Origin of the sequence: Streptomyces sp. NPDC001851 (genome assembly GCF_040297165.1) — a bacterium.
Lineage (GTDB): Bacteria > Actinomycetota > Actinomycetes > Streptomycetales > Streptomycetaceae > Streptomyces.
Map to the genome: position 1 here is coordinate 86124 of NZ_JBEOYR010000003.1, position 22006 is coordinate 108129.

Genomic DNA, 22006 nt, shown 5'->3' on the forward strand with positions numbered 1-22006 from the left:
ACCGTGACCACCACGACCGACCTGGTGTCGTACGAGGACGCGCTGGCGTCGTACGACCCCGTCATGGGCCTTGAGGTCCATGTCGAACTCGGCACCAAGACCAAGATGTTCTGCGGCTGTTCGACGACGCTCGGCGCCGGCCCGAACACCCAGACCTGCCCCGTCTGCCTCGGCCTGCCCGGCGCGCTCCCGGTCGTCAACGCGACCGGAGTCGAGTCCGCCATCAAGATCGGTCTCGCGCTGAACTGCGAGATCGCCGAGTGGTGCCGCTTCGCCCGGAAGAACTACTTCTATCCGGACATGCCGAAGAACTTCCAGACCTCCCAGTACGACGAGCCGATCGCCTTCAACGGCTACCTCGACGTACAGCTGGAGGACGGCGAGACCTTCCGCGTGGAGATCGAGCGCGCCCACATGGAGGAGGACACCGGCAAGTCGACGCACGTCGGCGGCGCCACCGGCCGTATCCACGGCGCGTCCCACTCCCTGCTGGACTACAACCGCGCCGGTATCCCGCTGATCGAGATCGTCACCAAGCCGATCGTCGGCGCCGGCGAGCGCGCCCCCGAGGTGGCGAAGGCGTACGTCCGCGAGCTGCGCGAGCTCATCCGGGCCCTCGGTGTGTCCGAGGCCCGCATGGAGATGGGGCAGATGCGCTGCGACGTGAACCTGTCGCTGATGCCCAAGGGCGCCGACAAGTTCGGCACGCGCAGCGAGACCAAGAACGTCAACTCGCTGCGCTCGGTGGAGCGTGCGGCCCGCTACGAGATCATGCGCCACGCGGCGGTGCTCTCGTCCGGCGGCACGATCGTCCAGGAGACCCGCCACTTCCACGAGGACACCGGGTCCACGACCTCGGGCCGGGTGAAGGAGGAGGCCGAGGACTACCGGTACTTCCCGGAGCCCGACCTGGTGCCGGTGGCGCCCTCGCGCGCGTGGGTCGAGGAGATCCGCGCCGCGCTGCCGGAGATGCCGCTGGCCCGCCGCACCCGGCTGCTCGCCGAGTGGGGCATCTCCGCCACCGACATGCAGGCGATCCTCAACGCCGGTGCGCTGGACCCGATCGTCGCCACGATCGACGCCGGTGCCGACGCGGCCTCCGCCCGCAAGTGGTGGATGGGCGAACTGGCGCGCAGCGCCAACGAGTCCGGCAAGGCGCTGGACGAGCTGGCGATCACTCCGCAGCAGGTGGCCCGGGTCACCGAGCTGGTCGCGAAGGGTGACCTGAACGACAAGCTGGCCCGCCAGGTCATCGAGGGCGTCCTCGCCGGCGAGGGCACCCCGGACGAGGTCGTCGACAAGCGCGGTCTGAAGGTCGTCTCCGACGAGGGCGCGCTGACCGCCGCCGTCGAGGAGGCCATCGCCGGCAACCCGGCCATCGCGGACAAGATCCGCGGCGGCAAGGTGGCCGCGGCCGGCGCCCTGGTCGGCGCGGTCATGAAGGCGACCCGGGGTCAGGCCGACGCGGCCCGCGTCAAGGAGCTGATCCTGGAGAAGCTGGGCGTCAGCGAGGGCTGAGCGCTGCCTGCCGTACGGCCCCGGAGGCATGACCTCCGGGGCCGTCGCACATCTCTCGTGTGAAGAAGCCCACGATCACGGCAAACGATCACTTTCGCCTGCAAGAGTGTCCTCCGCGTACCCATACGTTCTTTGCGGGCTGTTCACCTCATGGACGATCGTTCCCGGCCAAAGATCCATACATCGTCATCTGGGAGCACGTCCGTGGCAGACCTCGCCCGTTGGTGTGTCCGGCATCGGCTGATCGCCGTGCTGCTGTGGCTCCTCGCGTTCGGCGGGGTCACCGGGGCCGCCGCCGTGGCCGGTTCGGCGTACTCGAACGACTACGAGGTCCCCGGCACCGAGTCCGGCCGCGCGGCGCAGCTCCTCAAGGACGGATTCCCGGGCCTGGGCGGGGACAACGACACCGTTGTCTGGCACACCGGCACCGGCACCGTCCGCGCCGCCGACGTCGAACAGACCATGACCCAGACCCTGGACCGGATCGCCGCGCTGCCCGGCGTCGCCTCGGTGACCGGCCCGTACGGCGGCCGCGGCGCGCACCGGATCAGCGCCGACGGCCACACGGCCTACGCCCTCGTCACCTTCACCCGGCCGGCCGACCACATCGGCGCCGCCGAGGCGCGGGCCGTGGTGCGCACCGCCAAGGCCGCCCAGGGCGACGGTCTCCAGGTGGAGCTGGGCGGCAGCGCGATCGGGCTCACCTCGTCCCCGCGCGAGCACACCGCCGAGGTGGTCGGCGTGCTCGTCGCGGCCGTCGTGCTGTTCCTCGCCTTCGGTTCGCTCGCCGCCTCGGCGCTGCCCATCGCCACCGCGCTGGTCGGCGTCGGCACCGCCTACTCCGGCATCGGGCTGCTCGGACACGCCATGACGGTCGCCGACTTCGCGCCCATGCTCGGCATGCTGATCGGCCTCGGCGTCGGCATCGACTACGCGCTGTTCATCGTGACCCGGCACCGGCGCGGCCTGAAACGCGGCCTGAGCGTCACCGAGGCCGCCGTGAACGCCGTCGCCACCACGGGACGCGCGGTCGTCTTCGCGGGCGCGACGGTGTGCATAGCCCTGCTGGGGATGCTGACCCTGCGGCTCGGCTTCCTCAACGGCGTCGCGGTGGCCGCCTCGTTGACGGTGGTGCTCACCGTCGCGGCCTCGGTCACCCTGCTGCCCGCCCTGCTGGCGTACATCGGCCCCCGGGCCCTCAGCCGCCGCGAGCGGCGCCGGCTCGCCGAGCACGGGCCCGGCCCGGAGCTGCCCACCGGTCTCGCCGCCCGCTGGTCGGCGCTGGTCGAACGCCGCCCCAAGCTGCTCGGCTCGCTCGCCGTCGCCGTCGTCGCCCTGCTCGCCCTGCCCACCCTCTCCCTCCACCTCGGCACCTCCGACCAGGGCAACGACCCTCGCACCTCCACCACCCGCAAGGCCTACGACCTGCTCGCCGACGGCTTCGGACCCGGCGTGAACGGACCGCTCACCCTGGTGACCCGGGTGGACGGCGGCGCCGACAGGCTCGCCCTGGACAACCTCGGGGAGACCCTGCGCGCCACCCCGGGCGTCGCCTCCGTCACCCCGGTCACCTACGCCACCGGCGGCACCACCGCCTACCTCACCGTGGTCCCCGACTCCGCGCCGCAGTCGCAGGACACCAGCGACCTCGTGGACCGGCTGCGCACGAGGGTGCTGCCCCGCGCGGAGACCGGCACCTCCCTCGACATCCAGGTCGGCGGGGTCACCGCCGGTTACGACGACTTCGCGGACGTGATCGTCGGCAAACTGCCGCTGTTCATCGGCGCGGTCATCGGACTCGGCTGTCTGCTGCTGCTCGTCGCGTTCCGCTCGCTCGGCATCCCGCTGAAGGCCGCCGTGATGAACGTCGCCGCCGTGGCGGCCGCGTTCGGCATCGTCGTCGCGGTCTTCCAGTGGGGCTGGGGCAGCGAACTGCTCGGCCTCGGCCGGGCCGGGCCCATCGAGCCGTTCCTCCCCGTGATCATGGTGTCCGTCCTCTTCGGACTCTCCATGGACTACCAGGTCTTCCTGGTCAGCCGGATGTACGAGGAGTGGCTGGAGACCGGGGACAACCGGCGCGCCGTCCGCGTGGGCCTCGCCGAGACCAGCCGGGTCATCAACTCGGCCGCGATCATCATGATCTCGGTCTTCCTCGCCTTCGTGCTCAGCGGCGACCGCGTGATCGCCATGTTCGGCATCGCGCTCGCCTCCGCCGTCGCCCTGGACGCCTTCGTCCTGCGCACCCTGCTCGTCCCCGCGCTGATGCATCTGCTCGGCGCGGCCAACTGGTGGCTGCCCGCCCGGCTGGAGCGCCTGCTGCCGCGCCTCAGCATCGAACCGCCCGAGTGCCGCGCCGCGCATGAGAAGCTCGGCACGATCTCGGTCGAGGAACTGCGGAAGGACGAGCAGCGCGATGTACGCGATATCCCTGGGTGACGACGGAGCGGAGCTGCGGCCCCTGGAGGTCTGGCACGCGGCGGAGTTCCTCGCCCACCTGGACCGGGGCAGGGAGTTCATCGGGCAGTTCATCCCGTTCGGTTCCCAGGTCACCGACCTGGCCTCCGCCCGGGAGACGCTCCGCCGGTACGCCGATCTCCGCGCCGCCGACAGCGCCTCCTACCACGGCATCTGGCTCGACGGGAAGCTCGTCGGCGGGGTGCTGACGCTGAACTTCGACGCCGAGCGGGGCACCTGCGAGGTCGGCTGCTGGCTGGAGCCCGCCGCGACCGGACGCGGACTGATCACACGGGCCATGCGCCCGCTCATCGACTGGGCGGTCGAGGACCGGGGCATCCACCGCGTGGAGTGGCACGCGGCCTCCGGCAATCTGCCGAGCATCAACGTCGCCCGGCGGCTGGGGATGACCCGGGACGGCGTGCTCCGGGAGAACCATCTGCACCGGGGTGCCCGGCACGACACCGAGATCTGGTCGCTGCTCGCCCCCGAGTGGCGTGCGGCACGCGCGCGTACCGCGCAGAACGATCATTAAGGGACCTCTCAGACAGCGTCCGTACGGTGCCGGGCATGGCTACGAAGACAGAGGAAGGCGCCGAGGCCGGCACCGAGGCGCAGGGCGACGAGACGGCGGTGGAGGCCGCCACCGGCACGGCGGAGGCCGCTCGGGCGGAGGCGCTTGAGGAGGGCTCCGGGCAGACGGACGCCACGGATGAGGCGAGCGTCGAGGAGGAGAGCGCCGAGGAGGAGGGCTCGGGGGAGGAGGAACCTTCACCGGAGAAGGCGCCCTCCGGGGTCGGCCAGGGCGCGGGAGCCGTCGTCTCCGCCGCCCTCGGCCTCGTCTCGCTCAGCGGCGGCTGGATCGGCACTGTCGCCGGCGCCCGCGAGCAGCTCATCGGCCAGCTGCGGACACCCTCCACCGCGAGCGTCGCCACCCAGATCAAGGCGGTCTACGGCAACGCCTGGCACGGCACCGCCCTGTGGGCCGGGCTGTTCGCGCTGGCCGCGCTGCTCACCGGCGTGGCCGTGCTCGCCCGGCCCGCCTTCGGCGCCCCCGGCCGGCCGCAGGCCCCGTGGATCAGGTCGGTCGCCTGGGCGGGTGTCTCGCTCGGCGTCATCGGCCTGCTGCTGGCGGCCCTCACGTACTCCGACGCCCTGCTCGCCCTGCCCTCGACCGGCTGAGAAAGGACGCAGATCCCCGGGGCCTTAGGGAGTCCCGCGCACCGTACGGACTCCCTAAGGCCCCTTACGCGCGCGTACGGGTCCGTACGCCGCCCCAGGATGCGGAACTCTCCCGATGTGGCGCACCCCCCTGGGAGACGAAGGTGGAGGCATCGCAGAACGCGACGCACCACCCCGACTCTCCGCGAAGGACACGCCGTGATCGAGTTCGAGTACCACAAGATGCGCTCCGCCCAGCTGATCCGCGAGGCCGAGCAGGAGCGCCTGGCCCGCGTCGTCGCCCGGACGCAGCGCGCCGCCCGCCACGAGGACCCGGCCGCCGAGTCCCATACCGGCCGCCCGCGCCGGCACCGGATCCCGCGCACCGCGTGACCACCCGGCCGACGGGCCGGACCGGGACGGAGAGCGGCCGTACGGGGGTCGGCCGCCTCCCGGACCGCCCGGACCAGGGTCGTACGACGGCCCGCCCCGGTCGTACGACCCTCCCGTCCGCTGCTACGACCCTCCCGACCTCCGGTATGACGATCGCACCGGGGTTGTGGAAAACCGGTGCCCTGCCCTCCGGGCTTCGTGCGATGCTCGGGCCCGTGGAGACCAGGTCCGTCAGTCCCGTGTTCATCGGCCGCACCGAAGAACTGGACACCCTGAACGACGCGCTCGCCCGTGCCCGCACCGGCGAGCCGCAGGCGCTGCTGCTCGGCGGCGAGGCGGGGGTCGGCAAGACCCGCCTCGTCGAGGAGTTCGCCACGGCCGCCGGCCGGCACGCGGTCGTCGCCGTCGGCGGCTGTGTGGAGATCGGCGCCGACGGGCTGCCGTTCGCCCCCTTCTCCACCGCGTTGCGCGCCCTGCGCGACGCCCTGCCCGAGGAGTTCGCCACCGCCGCGCGCGGCCAGGAGGAGGAACTGGCCCGCCTCCTGCCCGACCTGGGCGAGGCCGGCGCCGGCCGGCACGACGAGCAGGGCATGGCCCGCCTGTTCGAACTCACCGCCCGGCTGCTCCAGCGGATCGCCGCCGACCGGCCGGTCGTGCTCGTCCTGGAGGACCTGCACTGGGCCGACGCCTCCACCCGCCACCTCCTCGCCTACCTCCTCCGCACCCTGCGCACCGGCCGGCTCCTGGTCCTCGCCAGCTACCGCTCCGACGACGTCCACCGCCGCCACCCGCTGCGCCCCCTGCTCGCCGAACTCGACCGGCTGCGCACCGTCCGCCGCATCGAACTCGCCCGCTTCACCCGCGAGGAGGTCGGCCGGCAGATCGCCGGCATCCTGGCCGCCGAACCCGCCCCGGCCCAAGTGGACGAGATCTTCGAACGCTCCGACGGCAACGCCTTCTTCGTCGAGGAACTCGCCGTCGCCGGCTGCGACGGCTGCGGCACCGGCCTCACCGACTCGCTGCGCGACCTGCTCCTGGTCCGGGTCGAGACGCTGCCCGACAGCGCCCAGCGGGTCACCCGGGTCGTCGCCGAGGGCGGCTCCACCGTGGAGTACCGGCTGATCGCCGCCGTCGCCCAGCTCGGCGAGGACGACCTCATCGAGGCGCTGCGAGCCGCCGTCGGCGCCCACATCCTCACCGTCACGCGGACCGGCGACGGCTACCGCTTCCGGCACTCCCTGGTCCGCGAGGCCGTCGCCGACGACCTGCTGCCCGGCGAACGCTCCCGGCTCAACCGACGCTACGCCGAGGCCCTGGAGGCCGACCCCACGCTCGTCCCGGCCGACGCGCGCGTGATGCGCCTGGCCAGCTACTGGTACCACGCCCACGACGCCGCCAAGGCCCTGCCCGCCGTCCTGGACGCCTCCGTCGTGGCCCGCCGCAGGCACGCCTACACCGAGCAACTCCGGCTCCTGGAACGGGCGATGGAACTGTGGGACAGCACCCCCGAGGAGGTTCGCTCCGCCCTGCGCCCGGTCGACTACACCGAGGTCTACCCTCCGTGCGGTGGCGACCCCGCCACCCCGCTGCGCTACCTCGACCTGATGGCCGAGGCCGCCGTCGCGGGCCGCTTCGGCGGCGAACGCGAACGCGCCCTGAAGATCACCAAACGGGCGCTGCGCCTCCTGGAGGACGAGCCGGACCCGCTGCGCGCCGCCTGGTTCTGGGTGCAGCGCTCCCGGCTCGTCCAGTCCCAGGCCCGCGGCGACGGATGGCAGGAACTGGCCACCGCCCAGGACCTGGTGCGCGGCCTGCCCCCGTCCGAGGTGCACGCCGAGGTGCTGGCCCTCGCCGCCAACTGGTCCATGCTGCACCGGCCCGGACCGGAGGCCATCGCCGCCGCCGAGCGGGCCGTGGAGTACGCGCGCATGGTCGGCGCCCGCGACATCGAACTGCACGCCCGCCTCACCCTCGGCGGCCTCAAGGTGGATGCGGGCGATCCCGAGACCGGCCTGACGGAGATGCGGCAGGTGCTGCGGGACACCCTCGCGGAGGGCGTGCACGACGTCGCGGGCCGCGCCTATGTGAACCTGCCCTCCAAACTGCAGGGCATCGGCCGCGACCGGGAGGCCGTCTCCCTCCTGCGCGAGGGGATCGCCTTCGCCCGCACCCACGGGCTGCCGGACCCGGAGGCCTTCATGCGGGGCAATCTTTCCGCGTCGCTCTATGCGCTCGGCCACTGGACGGAGGCCGCCGAAGCGGCCACCAGCGCGACCGAGGTCCGGCACAGCGCCAAGCCCCCCGGCGCGGGCGCCCTGCGCCTGGCCCACCTCGCCCTGGCCCGCGGCGACTTCGCCGAGGCCGGCCGGCAACTCACCGCCGCCCGCGGCCACTACGGCACCCACGACCGCATGCCCCAGCACTCCCTGTCCCTGGCCCGGGTCGCCCTCGGTATCGCCGCCGAGGAGGGCCGCCTCGACGACGCCCGCGCCGAACTGCTCCGCGCCCTGGAGGACGGTTTCCCACCCGGGACCCACCGCCACGGCTGGCCGCTGCTGCGGGCCGCCGCCACCGCGGAGGCCGAAGCCCGCACCCTGCCCGCCGCCCAGCCCGGCCGCGCCGAGATCCTCGACCGCCTCCGCGAAGCCGTGGGCACCCTCACCACCGGCGCCCCGCTCTGGCAGGCCTACGAGCAGTGGACCCGCGCCGAACTGCGCCGGGCCCAGGGTGCCGACACCGCCGACGACTGGTCGCCGGTGGTCACCGCCTTCGAGTGCCTGGACCGCCCCTACGAACTCGCCCGGGTACGCCACCGCCTCGCCGGAGCCCTCCTCACCGACGGCGGCGCCGACGAACGTGACCGCGCGGTCGAACTGCTCCGGCTGGCCGGGGCGGTAGCCGCCCACCTCGACGCCCGGTCCCTCGCAGACGCCGTCACCAGGCTCGCCCACCGCGCCCGCCTCCCCCTGACCCGTGCCCCACGGCAGGCGCTCGGCCCCGCCGACCCGGCCGAGGCCCTCGGCCTCACCAGCCGGGAGCGGGACGTCCTCCGCCTGGTCTCGGCCGGCCGCACCAACCGCCAGATCGCCGAAGAGCTGTTCATCTCCCCGAAGACCGCGAGCGTCCACGTCTCCAACATCCTGAGCAAGCTCGGCGTCTCCGGCCGGGGAGAGGCGGCCGCGGTGGCGCATCGGCTGGGCCTGTTTCCGGCCGAGACGCTCACTGCCGGACCGGCGGGCTGAGACCTAGGCTGGAGAAAAGCCGTGAGCGGGAGAAAGCGGGGGAGAGGCCGTGTTCAACGCCTTCGAGGAACTGTTCGCACCCGGTCGCAAACACACCCGGGACGAACAGAACCGGCTGGAGCTGACCCGCGAGGACGTCGGTGACAACGACCCCGGCCGAGGCCCCATCGACCTGTCGTCCGGAAAGGCCGTCATACGACTGCCGGAACCGCCGCCGGATACGGCGGAACCGGAAGGGAGGCCGGAGCAGAGGCCTGAGCGGGCCGGCGAGCACTGAGCGTTACCCCACCTCCACCTCCAGCACTCGGTCGTCCCCCTTCTTCGGTCGTCCGCGGCCGTCCGTGTTGCTCGTCACCAGCCACACCTTGTCGCCGCCCGCCGCGGCCACCGTCCGCAGCCGGCCGTACGTCCCGGTGAGGAAGGCCTGCGGTGCCGCCGAGGCCGCCGCGTCCCGCAGCGGGATGCGCCACAGGCGCTGGCCCTTCAGGGCGGCCATCCAGATCACGCCCTTCACATACGCGATGCCGCTGGGGGAGGCGTCGTCGGTGTGCCACTGGGCGATCGGGTTCTGGAAGGCGGCATCGGAGGACCTGCCCTCGGCCTTCGGCCAGCCGTAGTTCCCGCCCGGTTTGATCGCGTTCAGCTCGTCCCAGGTGTCCTGACCGAACTCCGAGGCGAACAGACGCTGTTTGTCGTCCCAGGCCAGGCCCTGGACGTTGCGGTGGCCGTACGAGTACACGGGGGAGCCGGGGAAGGGGTTGCCCGGAGCCGGTTCGCCCTCCGGGGTCAGGCGCAGGATCTTGCCGCCCAGGGACTTCCGGTCCTGGGCCAGACCCCGCTCGCCGCTCTCACCGGTGCCCGCGTACAGCATGCCGTCCGGGCCGAAGGCGATCCGGCCGCCGTTGTGGATGACGCCCTTGGGGATGCCCTTGAACACCGTGTCCGGAGCGCCGAGTTGCTCACCGGCCGGCTTTCGCTCGTCGTACAGCATGCGGACGATGCGGTTGTCCGAGGCTGAGGTGAAGTAGGCGTAGATCATGTGGTCGGAGGCGTAGTCGGGGGAGAGGGCGATGCCGAGCAGGCCGCCCTCGCCGGCCGGGGAGACGCCGGAGACCTTGCCCAGCTCGGTCTTGCGGCCCGTCTTCCCGTCGATCCGGATGAGCGTCCCGTCGTCGCGGGAGGAGACCAGCAGACCGCCGTCGGGCAGCGGGGCCAGCCCCCACGGCGTCTTCAGGCCCTCGGCCACGGTGCGCAGCACCTTCACCGAGCCCTTGGCCGGCGGGGCCGGCTCGGTGGCTCGGCCGGAGGGGAGTGTGCCCGATGCCGTACCCGTCGGCGTCGTCCGCCCGGCGCCGCCCGGCGACCCCCCTCCGTCGGAGGAGCAGCCGGCCGTCAGCAGGAGGGCGGTCATGGCCAACACGGCCGACACGGTTCGATGTTGCACGATCATGGTCCCTTCGAGGCGGTGTGCCAGCAGCTGCTATCTCTCATACACCGCCCGGCCCACCCGGGTTCCCGATCCCGCCGGACCGAACGCGAACGCCCCCGCGCATCCGAGCCACCGCCACCCACATCCCGCCCGTCCCCGCTCCCCCACCACACCTGCTCCGTCGACCCCGGACAACCTGGTCCGACCCACCTGCCCCACCCGGCTGTGTCCCATGCCTGCCGGTCTCGGCCGGCCTGGCGTGCCTGGTCTGCTTGGCCCGGCGGCGTGTCGGGTGTGCCTGGACCGCTGGCCCGGGGCGTCGGGTGAGCCTGGGTCCGCCGGCTCGGGGCGTCGGGTGAGCCTGGGTCCGCCGGCTCGGGGCGTCTGGCGTGCCCCACGTCCGCCTGGTCCGGTGTGCCTGGGTGGCCTGGTTGGGCCCGTTTGGCCCGTCCGGCTGGGGGGTCGGGTGTGGCTGGTCTGCTTGGCTCGGTGTGTCGGGCGTGCCGGGCTGGGGCGTTCCCGGGCTGCTCGCTCGGGGCGCGGGCTTGCTCGGGCCGGGGCGCCGGGTGTGCGCGGTTCGGCCCGTCTGGTCTGCCTGGTTCGGCCGGTCCGTGCGCCCGGCTCGGCGTGCCCTGCCCGTGCAGAGTGACCGACCTGTGCCCCCTGGCCACGCCCTCGCCCCGCCTGCCCTCAGTCCCAGGACCCGCGTGCCGCCGGCAGGCGGGACACCTCCGCCAGGTCCTCCTCGGTCAGGTGCAGGTCGGTCGCCGCCGCGTTCTGCGCGGCCCAGCGTTCCCGCTTGGTGCCCGGGAGGGCGATCACATGGCGGCCCTGGGCCAGGACCCAGGCCAGGGCGACCTGGGCCGGGGTGACGTGCTCGCCGTGGCGGTGGGCGATGCGGCGCAGGCCCGCGACGATCGGCTGGTTGGCCGCCATCATCTCCGCCGTGAAACGGGGATGGCGAGCGCGCAGGTCGTCCGGTTCGAAGCCCTCGCCCGGCCTCAGCGTGCCGGTCAGGAAGCCGTTGCCCAGCGGCATCGCCGCGAGGAAACCCACCCCGCGGGCCTCGCACCACGGCAGCAGATCCGGCAACGCCTCCGGTGACCACACCGACAGCTCCGCCTCCACCGCGGCCACCGGGAACACCTGCTGCACCCGCTGCAGCTGGCGCAGCGTGCCGTCGTGCAGCCCGGCCCCCGACCGGCGGCCACCGCGCGCGCCCACCGCGCACAGGCCCAACGCCCTCACCTTGCCCGCCCGGACGAGGTCCGCCATCGCGCCCCAGGTCTCCTCGACGGGAACCTCGGGGTCGGCGCGGTGCAGCTGGTAGAGGTCGATCACATCCGTCTGCAGCCGCCGCAGCGAGGCGTCGCAGGCCCGCTTCACGTACCCGGGGCGGCCGTTGGCCACGATGTGCTGATCGCCCACCAGCAGCCCCACCTTCGTGGACACGAAGGCCTCGGAGCGCCGCTCCTTGAGCACCCGCCCCAGCAGCAGCTCATTGGTGAACGGGCCGTACATGTCGGCCGTGTCGAGGAGGTTCGAGCCCAGGTCCAGCGCCCGGTGCACGGTTCTGAGCGACTCGTCGCCCCGCTGCCGCGACCCGCTGTACGCCCAGCTCATCGGCATGCACCCGAGTCCGACGGCCCCCACCCCGAGCGCCCCCGCGCCGATCGTCCTGCGCTCCACCTGCCCGCGAACCTCCCTCTGCCCGGCCCCCAACCTAACCTCTGCACGCACGCGTACCTGACATAGCCTCCTTGGCATGACTGCTGACGTGTGGCTTCCGATAGCGCCGGAGGAGATCGAGGGGCTTCCCGAGGGGCCCCGGTACCTGTTCTGGGACGGAGGCGAGGACGGTGACCAGCCCTTTCCCGGCGACCCGGCGGACTGCGTCCTGTACGTGGTGCCGTACATGAAGCGGCAGACGGTCAAGGTGCGCCCGCTGGAACTCCTGACCGGCGTGCAGGTCATCCAGACACTGACGGCCGGCGTCGACGACGTCATCGCCCGGCTGTCGGACATCCGGCCGGGCGTGCAGCTGTGCAACGCGCGCGGCGTGCACGAGGCGAGCACCGCCGAGCTCGCGCTCGCCCTGACCCTCGCCTCCCTGCGCGGCATCCCCGGCTTCGTCCGCGCCCAGCGGCAGGAGCGCTGGGAGACCGGATTCCATCCCTCGCTCGCCGACAGGTCCGTCCTGATCGTCGGCTACGGCGCCATCGGCGCCGCCATCGAGGACCGGCTCGCGCCCTTCGAGCTCGCGCGGGTGGCGCGCGTGGCGCGCTCCCAGCGCACCACGGCGCGCGGTCTCGTGCACCCGCTCACCGAATTGCCGCAACTGCTCCCACACGCCGATGTCGTGATCCTCTCCACGCCCTTGACGGAGGAGACACGGGGGCTGGCCGACGCCGAATTCCTTGCGGCGATGAAGGACGGAGCGCTGCTCGTGAACGTCGCGCGGGGTCCCGTCGTCGACACGAAGGCGCTGCTCGCGGAGGTGGAGCGCGGCCGTCTCACGGCCGCCCTGGACGTCACCGATCCCGAGCCGCTGCCGCCCGGACACCCGCTCTGGCAGGCCCCCGGCGTGCTCATCAGCCCGCATGTGGGCGGGCCCTCCTCGGCCTTCCTGCCCCGCGCGAAGCGGCTCCTCGCCGACCAGCTGACCCGGTTCGTGCACCACGAGCCCCTGCGGAACGTGATCCTGACGACAGGGTCGTAACTCCGTTTCCGGCACCCTCCGCAACCCCTCGGACGCGGCGCGTACCGGCATCCTCGCTGGTCGTCACGGAGCGTAGAGAAGCTATGTCCCTGAGTGACGATCCTGGTGTATCGTCCCGACAGGGGCTGCGCCGCTCACCGTTCGGCGCCGGGGATGGACATTTCAGATTCGTGAGGGGGGCGACGGGCGATGCACGGCCTATGGACGAACGATCCGACGCGGCGGAGCCGCCGACGGCGACCCTGGCGCACGGCCACGCGCAGACGCGGCCACCACACCAGCCACCACAGCCACCGCCAGCGCAGGCACAGCGGGCACCGGAGGCATGCGCACCCAGCGCACCGGGACCGTCGGGACGCGGGAGCGGCGCGGACGGGGAGGCCCCGGTGAGTGCGCCGCCCTCCGTGACGACCGCCCTGGACACGGCGGTGCGCGCCCCCCACCCGCAGCAGGCACCGCCGCGCCGGCGGCCGGCCGCCGGCGAGGGCACGCGCGCGATGGAGCAACTCGTCCTCGCGGTGATCTGCGCGGCCTACGCCGTGGGAGCCGCGTTCGACTGGGGTACGGATCAAGTCGCCGACTTCATGGGCGACTTCGGGCTGAGCGCCGCGGCGGTCACCGCCGCGGTCTCCTGCTTCCGCTACGCGCGCAGCCCGCGCGTGCGCTTCCGGACGGCCTGGCTGCTGTTCGCCCTCTCCCAGCTGATGGCGGCCCTCGGCGACGTGGTCTGGGGGTGGTACGAGGTCGTGCTGGGCGTGCAGGTGCCCCAGGTCAGCTGGGCGAACCTGTTCTTCCTGTGCGTCGCGCCGCCCGCCATCGTGGGCCTGCTGGTCTTCGCCAAGCGGCCGGTGACGAAGGCGGGCTGGATCTGCCTCGCGCTGGACGCCTGGCTGATCGGCGGCTCCCTGCTGATCCTCTCCTGGAGCCTCGCGCTCGCCCAGGCGGCCCGTTTCGACGGACCGAGCGTGGCGCGCACCGCGCTGCTGCTGGCCTACCCGCTGCTCGACATCGCGCTCGTGAGCATGGTGCTCGCGCTGCACTTCCGCCGCACCCCGGGCAACCGCACGGCGGTGAACACCGTGATCGGCGCGCTCGCGCTGATCGTGATGTGCGACGCGCTGTTCATCTCGCCGCTGCTGCAGAGCAGTTACCACTCCGGGCATCTGCTGGACGCCGGCTGGTTCGCCGGTTCGCTGCTGCTCGCCTACGCCCCCTGGGCCGCGCCCGGCCGCAAGGGCGCGCAGGAGGCACAGCTGCCGGACGGGCACACGCGCGTGGTCCACGAGCACCTGCCCGGACAGCGCGGCACGGTCCACCCCACCCTGCCCGTGCCCGGCCCGGGAGGTGAGCACAGCCGGTATCCGGCCGGCCGTCCGCTGACCGGTTCCCTCGCCGCCCTCACCCCGTACCTCGCCGCCGCCGTGTGCACCCTGGGCATCCTGTACAACGTCCTCAACGGCCGCCGGCCCGACCATGTCGTGCTGATCACCGCGGGCGCCGTCGTGCTCGCGCTCGTCATCCGGCAGGGCATCATGCTGCTGGACAACATCACCCTCACCCAGGAGCTGGCCCAGAAGGAGAACCACTTCCGCTCCCTGGTGCAGGGCTCCAGCGACGTCATCATGATCGCCGCGCCCAACGGCATCCTGCGGTACGTCTCCCCGGCCGCCGCCGGGGTCTACGGCCGGCCGGCCGAGGATCTGGTGGGCAGCGAGCTGGCCAGTCTCATCCACCCGGAGGACCTGGGCTGCGTGGTGCACGAGGTGCGCCGCTTCCTCGCCGCGAGCCCGCTGGAGGAACCCACCACCCGCATCGAGTGCCGCTTCCGGTCCGGCGACGGCGGCTGGCTCAACGTGGAGTCGACGGTCAACCGCCACCACGGCGGGCTGATCTTCAACAGCCGGGACGTGACCGAACGGGTGCGCCTGCAGGCGCAGTTGCAGCACAACGCCGAGCACGACCCGCTCACCGACCTGCCCAACCGCGCGCTGTTCACCCGGCGCGTGCAGCAGGCCCTGTCCGGCCGCCGTGCCACCGACCGGGGCCCCGCCCTGCGCAACACCGCGGTGCTCTTCATCGACCTGGACGGCTTCAAGGCCGTCAACGACACGATCGGGCACCAGGCCGGGGACGAGCTGCTCGTCCAGGCCGCCCGCCGGCTCCAGGACGCGGTCCGGCAGGGGGACACCGCGTCCCGGCTGGGCGGCGACGAGTTCGCGGCCCTGATCGTCGGGGACGGCACCCGTGACCGCGCCGCCCGGGAGCGGAACATCCTGGAGCTCGCCGACCGTCTCAGGGTGACCCTGTCCCAGCCGTACGCGATCGACGGCCAGGACGTGCGGGTCAACGCCTCCATCGGCGTCGCCTTCGCCGAACCGGGCCTCGGCGCGGGCGAGCTGCTGCGCAACGCCGACCTCGCGATGTACCGCGCCAAGGCGGCCGGAAAGGGCCGGGTCGAGCTGTACAAGCCGCAGATGCAGCAGGACGTCGTACGCAAGGCGGAGCTGGCCACCCGGCTGCGTGCCGCGTTGCACGACGGCGAGTTCGCGCTGCTGCACCAGCCGGTGGTGTGCCTGGAGGGCGGCCGGATCACGGCGGTCTCGGCACAGGCGCGCTGGCGCTCCTCGCAGGGGGTGCTGTTCACCCCGGCCGAGTTCCTGCGGGTGGCCGAGGACGGTGACAAGACCGCCGAGCTGGAGCGCTGGATGCTGGAGGAGGCCGTCGAACAGGCCGCCGAGCGGGCCGCCACCGGGCTCGTGGTCCCGGTGGCCGTCCGGATGAGCGCCCGGCGGCTGCTGGACCGCTCGATGCCGCTCGGCTCCGTGGAGGCGCTGCTGACCCGGCACGGCCTGCCGCCCGGCGCGCTGGTGCTCGAACTGTCCGACACCGATCCGCATGTCTCCCTGGACGAGCTGGAGCGCCGGCTGACCGCGCTCAGCAGGCTCGGGGTGCGGATCGCGCTGGACGGCTTCGGCAGCGGCCACGCGGCCATCACGGCGCTCAGGAGGCTCCCGGTGGACATGCTGAAGCTCGACCGCAGTCTGGTCGAGGGCGTCGTGGAGTCCGCGCGGCTGCACAAGATCACCAGTGGGCTGCTGCGGATCGCCGGCGATCTCGGGCTGCAGTCCGTGGCCGAGGGCGTGGACCTGCCGGAGCAGGTCGCGGCGCTCCGCGCGATGGGCTGTACGCACGGGCAGGGCATGGCGTTCGCGGGGCCGCTGGACGAGTACCGGCTGCGCCGGGCGCTCGGATCCGGCCACTATCCGGTGCCCCACGCGCCGGCCGCCGAACCGGCGTTCGCGGGCGGCGTGCGAGAGCCGCAGGGACGCGTCGGGGCCTCGACACCGACCGGTGCGCCCCGTGGGTGAACGAGCCACGCGGAAGGGCGCGGCGGGTGTACACAAGGAGTGTGTCCGCCGTCTGGGGAGGTGGCCGTGCCTGCCGCTCACATAATGAGACGCCCGTCCCACCCACTTGACACGTGGTGCGTGCCGGGGAGAGGGTCAGTGCCATGCGCACCCGAATTCTCGTACTTGGACAGCGCGTCGGCTGAGCTGGGACCCACCGGAGGACGATCCGGAACGCCCAGCGACCTCACCGGCGCGCTCCCCTCGCTTGCCTTGCGGCACGAGGGGTTTTTTGTTGCACGAGTGCCGCTCGTGCAGCGCTTGAACTCCGTACAAACCTCGCAAAAACCCTCAGCATCGAGAAGAGAATGCCGATGACCGAGCAGGCCACCGGGGCCCATCCGCAGCCGCGGCCCCGATCCGGAGGACAGCAGTCCGCCCCCGTCGAGCACGTCACGGGTGCGCAGTCCCTCATCCGCTCCCTTGAGGAGGTCGGCGCGGACACGGTATTCGGCATTCCCGGCGGTGCGATCCTTCCGGCGTACGACCCCCTGATGGACTCCACCCGGGTCCGTCATGTGCTGGTCCGCCACGAGCAGGGCGCCGGCCACGCGGCCACCGGCTACGCGCAGGCCACCGGCAAGGTCGGCGTCTGCATGGCGACGAGCGGCCCCGGCGCCACCAACCTGGTCACGCCCATCGCCGACGCGCACATGGACTCCGTCCCGCTGGTCGCGATCACCGGCCAGGTCGCCTCGAAGGCGATCGGCACCGACGCCTTCCAGGAGGCGGACATCGTCGGCATCACCATGCCGATCACCAAGCACAACTTCCTGGTCACCAAGGCCGAGGACATCCCGCGGGTGATCGCGCAGGCCTTCCACATCGCCTCCACCGGCCGCCCGGGCCCGGTCCTGGTCGACATCTCCAAGGACGCCCTCCAGGCGAAGACCACCTTCTCCTGGCCGCCCACCATGGACCTGCCCGGCTACCGCCCGGTGACCAAGCCGCACGCCAAGCAGATCCGCGAGGCCGCCAAGCTGATCACCTCCGCCCGGCGGCCGGTCCTCTACGTCGGCGGCGGTGTGCTGAAGGCGCACGCCACGGCCGAGCTGAAGGTCCTCGCCGAACTCACCGGAGCGCCCGTCACCACCACCCTGATGGCGCTCGGCGCGTTCCCCGACAGCCACCCGCTGCACGTGGGGATGCCGGGCATGCACGGTGCGGTCGCCGCCGTCACCGCGCTGCAGAAGGCCGACCTGATCGTCGCCCTCGGCGCCCGCTTCGACGACCGCGTCACCGGCAAGCTGGACAGCTTCGCCCCGTACGCCAAGATCGTCCACGCCGACATCGACCCGGCGGAGATCGGCAAGAACCGCGCCGCGGACGTGCCGATCGTCGGGGACGCCCGCGAGGTCATCGCCGACCTCGTCCAGGCGGTGCAGAAGGAGCACAGCGAGGGCCACAAGGGCGACTACACCGCCTGGTGGAGCGACCTCAACCGCTGGCGCGACACCTATCCGCTCGGCTACGACCAGCCCGAGGACGGCTCGCTCTCCCCGCAGCAGGTCATCGAGCGCATCGGACAGCTCGCCCCGGAGGGCACGATCTTCGCGGCGGGCGTCGGCCAGCACCAGATGTGGTCCGCGCACTTCATCCAGTACGAGAAGCCCGCCACCTGGCTGAACTCCGGCGGCGCCGGAACCATGGGCTACGCGGTGCCGGCCGCGATGGGCGCCAAGGCCGGACAGCCGGAGCAGACCGTCTGGGCGATCGACGGCGACGGCTGCTTCCAGATGACCAACCAGGAACTGACCACCTGCGCGCTGAACAACATCCCGATCAAGGTCGCCATCATCAACAACGGCGCCCTCGGCATGGTCCGCCAGTGGCAGACCCTCTTCTACAACCAGCGCTACTCCAACACCGTGCTGCACAGCGGCCCCGACGACGTCAACCCGGACGCGAAGGGCACGCGCGTGCCGGACTTCGTGAAGCTGTCCGAGGCGATGGGCTGCGTGGGCCTGCGCTGCGAGCGCCCGGAGGACCTGGACAAGGTCATCGAGGAGGCGAACTCCATCAACGACCGCCCGGTCGTCGTCGACTTCATCGTCCACGAGGACGCGATGGTGTGGCCGATGGTCGCCGCCGGCACCTCCAACGACGAGATCATGGCCGCCCGGGACGTCCGCCCCGACTTCGGCGACAACGAAGACGACTGAGCGAGAGAGACGTAAAAGACCATGTCCAAGCACACGCTCTCCGTCCTGGTGGAGAACACCCCGGGCATCCTGGCCCGCATCGCCGCCCTGTTCTCGCGGCGCGGCTTCAACATCGACTCGCTCGCGGTCGGCGTCACCGAGCACCCCGACATCTCCCGCATCACCATCGTGGTGAACGTCGAGGACCTGCCGCTGGAGCAGGTGACCAAGCAGCTCAACAAGCTGGTCAACGTGCTGAAGATCGTGGAGCTGGAGCCCGGACAGGCCGTCCAGCGCGAGCTCGTCCTGGTGAAGGTGCGCGCCGACAACGAGACCCGCTCCCAGATCGTGGAGATCGTCCAGCTGTTCCGCGCCAAGACCGTCGACGTCTCCCCGGAGGCCGTCACGATCGAGGCCACCGGATCGAGTGACAAGCTGTCCGCCATGCTCAAGATGCTGGAGCCGTACGGCATCAAGGAGCTGGTGCAGTCCGGCACCATCGCGATCGGCCGCGGCGCCCGTTCGATCACCGACCGCTCGCTTCGCGCGCTCGACCGAACCGCGTAAGGCTGAATACGGGCGGTCCGCCCGCCCGTATGCCGAGATCCCGAAACTTCCCCTCCCCTCACCGTCATACGGTGGGACGCACAACCTGCACACAAGGAGAGAACCCAAAGTGGCCGAGCTGTTCTACGACGCTGACGCCGACCTGTCCATCATCCAGGGCCGCAAGGTCGCGGTCATCGGCTACGGCAGCCAGGGCCACGCCCACGCGCTGTCGCTGCGTGACTCCGGTGTCGACGTGCGTGTCGGTCTGCACGAGGGCTCGAAGTCCAAGGCCAAGGCCGAGGAGCAGGGCCTGCGTGTGGTGACGCCGTCCGAGGCCGCCGCCGAGGCCGACGTCATCATGATCCTGGTCCCGGACCCGATCCAGGCCCAGGTCTACGAGGAGTCCATCGCCCCGAACCTGAAGGACGGCGACGCGCTGTTCTTCGGCCACGGCTTCAACATCCGCTTCGGCTTCATCAAGCCCCCGGCCGGCGTGGACGTCTGCATGGTCGCCCCGAAGGGCCCGGGCCACCTGGTGCGCCGTCAGTACGAGGAGGGCCGCGGCGTTCCGTGCATCGCCGCCGTCGAGCAGGACGCCTCCGGCAACGCGTTCGCGCTGGCCCTGTCGTACGCCAAGGGCATCGGCGGCACCCGGGCCGGCGTCATCAAGACGACCTTCACCGAGGAGACCGAGACTGACCTGTTCGGCGAGCAGGCCGTCCTCTGCGGTGGTACGGCCGCGCTGGTCAAGGCGGGCTTCGAGACCCTGACCGAGGCGGGGTACCAGCCGGAGATCGCCTACTTCGAGTGCCTGCACGAGCTGAAGCTGATCGTGGACCTCATGTACGAGGGCGGCCTGGAGAAGATGCGCTGGTCCATCTCCGAGACCGCCGAGTGGGGCGACTACGTCACCGGCCCGCGCATCATCACCGACGCCACCAAGGCCGAGATGAAGAAGGTCCTCGCCGAGATCCAGGACGGCTCCTTCGCCCAGCAGTGGATGGACGAGTACCACGGCGGCCTGAAGAAGTACAACGAGTACAAGCAGCAGGACTCCGAGCACCTGCTGGAGACCACCGGCAAGCAGCTGCGCAAGCTGATGAGCTGGGTGAACGAGGAGGCGTAAGCCTCATGCCAGGGGGCCGGAGCACGCTGCTCCGGCCCCCTGTTCCACAACCGCCGGCGGGGCTACAAAATGGAGTTTCTCGTCCGGGTGATACTTCCGCGGTGGCGCAAAACGACGACCGCCGCGCCACTAGACTGCTGCACAAACATACGCGTCAGGCCCACAGCGTCGTGCGTCTTCCGCGACTAGCCCCCTCCTCCGCCTGCGGCCGTCGGGACGGCCGTCCGCATGCATTGGACTTGTGAGGACCTCACGTGAGCTCGAAACCCGTCGTACTCATCGCTGAAGAGCTGTCGCCCGCGACCGTGGACGCACTCGGCCCGGACTTCGAGATCCGGCACACCAACGGAGCCGACCGAGCCGAACTGCTCCCCGCCATCGCCGATGTCGACGCGATCCTGATCCGCTCCGCCACCAAGGTCGACGCCGAGGCCATCGCCGCGGCGAAGAAGCTCAAGGTCGTCGCCCGCGCCGGCGTCGGCCTGGACAACGTCGACGTCTCCGCCGCCACCAAGGCCGGCGTGATGGTCGTCAACGCCCCGACCTCCAACATCGTGACCGCCGCCGAGCTGGCCTGCGGTCTGATCCTCGCCACCGCCCGCAACATCCCGCAGGCCAACGCCGCGCTCAAGAACGGCGAGTGGAAGCGCAGCAAGTACACCGGTGTCGAGCTGGCCGAGAAGACCCTCGGCGTCGTCGGCCTCGGCCGTATCGGCGCCCTGGTCGCCCAGCGCATGTCCGCCTTCGGCATGAAGGTCGTCGCCTACGACCCCTATGTGCAGCCCGCGCGGGCCGCGCAGATGGGCGTCAAGGTGCTGTCCCTGGACGAGCTGCTGGAGGTCTCCGACTTCATCACCGTCCACCTGCCCAAGACCCCCGAGACCCTCGGTCTCATCGGCGACGAGGCGCTGCGCAAGGTCAAGCCCAGCGTGCGCGTCGTCAACGCCGCGCGCGGCGGCATCGTGGACGAGGCGGCGCTGTACGCGGCGCTGAAGGAGGGCCGGGTCGCCGGTGCCGGCCTCGACGTCTACGCCAAGGAGCCGTGCACCGACTCCCCGCTGTTCGAGCTGGACCAGGTCGTGTGCACCCCGCACCTGGGCGCCTCCACCGACGAGGCCCAGGAGAAGGCGGGCATCGCGGTCGCCAGGTCGGTGCGCCTCGCGCTCGCCGGTGAGCTGGTGCCCGACGCGGTGAACGTCCAGGGCGGTGTCATCGCCGAGGACGTCAAGCCGGGCCTGCCGCTCGCCGAGCGCCTCGGCCGGATCTTCACCGCGCTCGCCGGTGAGGTCGCGCACCGCCTCGACGTCGAGGTCTACGGCGAGATCACCCAGCACGACGTGAAGGTGCTGGAGCTGTCCGCGCTCAAGGGTGTCTTCGAGGACGTCGTCGACGAGACGGTGTCGTACGTCAACGCGCCGCTGTTCGCGCAGGAGCGGGGCGTCGAGGTCCGGCTGACCACCAGCTCCGAGTCGGCCGAGCACCGCAACGTCGTCACCGTGCGGGGCACGCTCGCGGACGGCGAGGAGGTGTCGGTCTCCGGCACGCTGGCCGGCCCGAAGCACGTCCAGAAGATCGTCGCGGTCGGCGACTACGACGTCGACCTCGCGCTCGCCGACCACATGGTCGTCCTGCGCTACGAGGACCGTCCCGGTGTCGTCGGCACCGTCGGCCGCATCCTCGGCGAGGCGGGCATCAACATCGCCGGCATGCAGGTCGCGCGTGCGGCGGTGGGCGGGGAGGCGCTGGCCGTGCTGACCGTCGACGACACGGTGGGCTCCGCCGTGCTGGCCGAGGTCGCTTCCGAGATCGGCGCGACGTCCGCCCGCTCGGTGAATCTGGTCTGACGCGTCATCGAAACGCCGGACGG

Annotated in this window: 14 protein-coding genes and 1 pseudogene; 13 read left to right on the forward strand and 2 right to left on the reverse strand. The window is 72.0% G+C overall.

Annotated features, from left to right (window positions below; genetic code table 11):
- Window positions 1–3 precede the first annotated feature (3 nt).
- The 7 genes from gatB to ABT171_RS05470 all read left to right on the forward strand — a co-directional run bounded on the left by gatB (window position 4) and on the right by ABT171_RS05470 (window position 9045).
- Window positions 4–1518, forward strand: coding sequence for an Asp-tRNA(Asn)/Glu-tRNA(Gln) amidotransferase subunit GatB (gene gatB, locus ABT171_RS05440; protein WP_351240079.1), 1515 nt, complete (start codon window positions 4–6; stop codon window positions 1516–1518).
- Between the two features lie 204 nt (window positions 1519–1722).
- Entirely contained in the window at window positions 1723–3954 is a 2232-nt protein-coding gene (locus ABT171_RS05445; protein ID WP_351240081.1) for an MMPL family transporter, read from the forward strand.
- Window positions 3932–4507: a GNAT family N-acetyltransferase gene (locus ABT171_RS05450; protein WP_351240083.1), complete on the forward strand. Its 576-nt coding sequence runs from the start codon at window positions 3932–3934 to the stop codon at window positions 4505–4507. Before ABT171_RS05445 ends, ABT171_RS05450 begins: the two co-directional genes overlap by 23 nt.
- Window positions 4508–4542: 35 nt before the next feature.
- Window positions 4543–5154, forward strand: a complete 612-nt coding sequence (locus tag ABT171_RS05455) for a hypothetical protein (RefSeq protein WP_351240085.1) — start codon at window positions 4543–4545, stop codon at window positions 5152–5154.
- 198 nt (window positions 5155–5352) lie between these two features.
- Window positions 5353–5526: a hypothetical protein gene (locus tag ABT171_RS05460; RefSeq protein WP_351240087.1), complete on the forward strand. Its 174-nt coding sequence runs from the start codon at window positions 5353–5355 to the stop codon at window positions 5524–5526.
- A 203-nt stretch (window positions 5527–5729) separates the two neighbouring features.
- Window positions 5730–8768, forward strand: a complete 3039-nt coding sequence (locus tag ABT171_RS05465) for a helix-turn-helix transcriptional regulator (RefSeq protein WP_351240502.1) — start codon at window positions 5730–5732, stop codon at window positions 8766–8768.
- 49 nt (window positions 8769–8817) lie between these two features.
- A complete protein-coding gene (locus tag ABT171_RS05470; protein WP_351240089.1) occupies window positions 8818–9045 on the forward strand; it encodes a DUF6191 domain-containing protein in 228 nt (75 codons plus the stop codon).
- 3 nt (window positions 9046–9048) lie between these two features.
- Here ABT171_RS05470 and ABT171_RS05475 read toward each other — a convergent pair whose 3' ends face one another.
- Both ABT171_RS05475 and ABT171_RS05480 read right to left on the reverse strand, forming a co-directional pair.
- Window positions 9049–10218, reverse strand: a complete 1170-nt coding sequence (locus tag ABT171_RS05475) for a PQQ-dependent sugar dehydrogenase (RefSeq protein ID WP_503073858.1) — start codon at window positions 10216–10218, stop codon at window positions 9049–9051.
- A 669-nt stretch (window positions 10219–10887) separates the two neighbouring features.
- Entirely contained in the window at window positions 10888–11886 is a 999-nt protein-coding gene (locus ABT171_RS05480) for an aldo/keto reductase (RefSeq protein ID WP_351240093.1), read from the reverse strand.
- 76 nt (window positions 11887–11962) lie between these two features.
- Here ABT171_RS05480 and ABT171_RS05485 point away from each other — a divergent pair, with 76 nt between their 5' ends.
- The 6 genes and pseudogenes from ABT171_RS05485 (at window position 11963) to serA (ending at window position 21983) form a co-directional block, all read left to right on the forward strand.
- Entirely contained in the window at window positions 11963–12916 is a 954-nt protein-coding gene (locus ABT171_RS05485; RefSeq protein WP_351240095.1) for a 2-hydroxyacid dehydrogenase, read from the forward strand.
- 386 nt (window positions 12917–13302) lie between these two features.
- Window positions 13303–16394: pseudogene (locus ABT171_RS05490) on the forward strand (putative bifunctional diguanylate cyclase/phosphodiesterase).
- A gap of 243 nt (window positions 16395–16637) precedes the next feature.
- Window positions 16638–18485 carry an acetolactate synthase large subunit gene (locus ABT171_RS05495; protein WP_351240097.1) on the forward strand — a complete coding sequence of 616 codons (1848 nt, stop codon included), beginning with the start codon at window positions 16638–16640 and terminating at the stop codon, window positions 18483–18485.
- 21 nt (window positions 18486–18506) lie between these two features.
- The gene (gene ilvN, locus ABT171_RS05500; RefSeq protein WP_030793132.1) at window positions 18507–19031 is read left to right on the forward strand and encodes an acetolactate synthase small subunit; all 525 of its coding nucleotides are present in this window, start codon (window positions 18507–18509) and stop codon (window positions 19029–19031) included.
- Window positions 19032–19140: 109 nt separating this feature from the next.
- Window positions 19141–20139: a ketol-acid reductoisomerase gene (ilvC, locus tag ABT171_RS05505; RefSeq protein ID WP_351212783.1), complete on the forward strand. Its 999-nt coding sequence runs from the start codon at window positions 19141–19143 to the stop codon at window positions 20137–20139.
- A gap of 254 nt (window positions 20140–20393) precedes the next feature.
- Window positions 20394–21983, forward strand: a complete 1590-nt coding sequence (gene serA, locus ABT171_RS05510) for a phosphoglycerate dehydrogenase (protein ID WP_351240100.1) — start codon at window positions 20394–20396, stop codon at window positions 21981–21983.
- Window positions 21984–22006 lie beyond the last annotated feature (23 nt).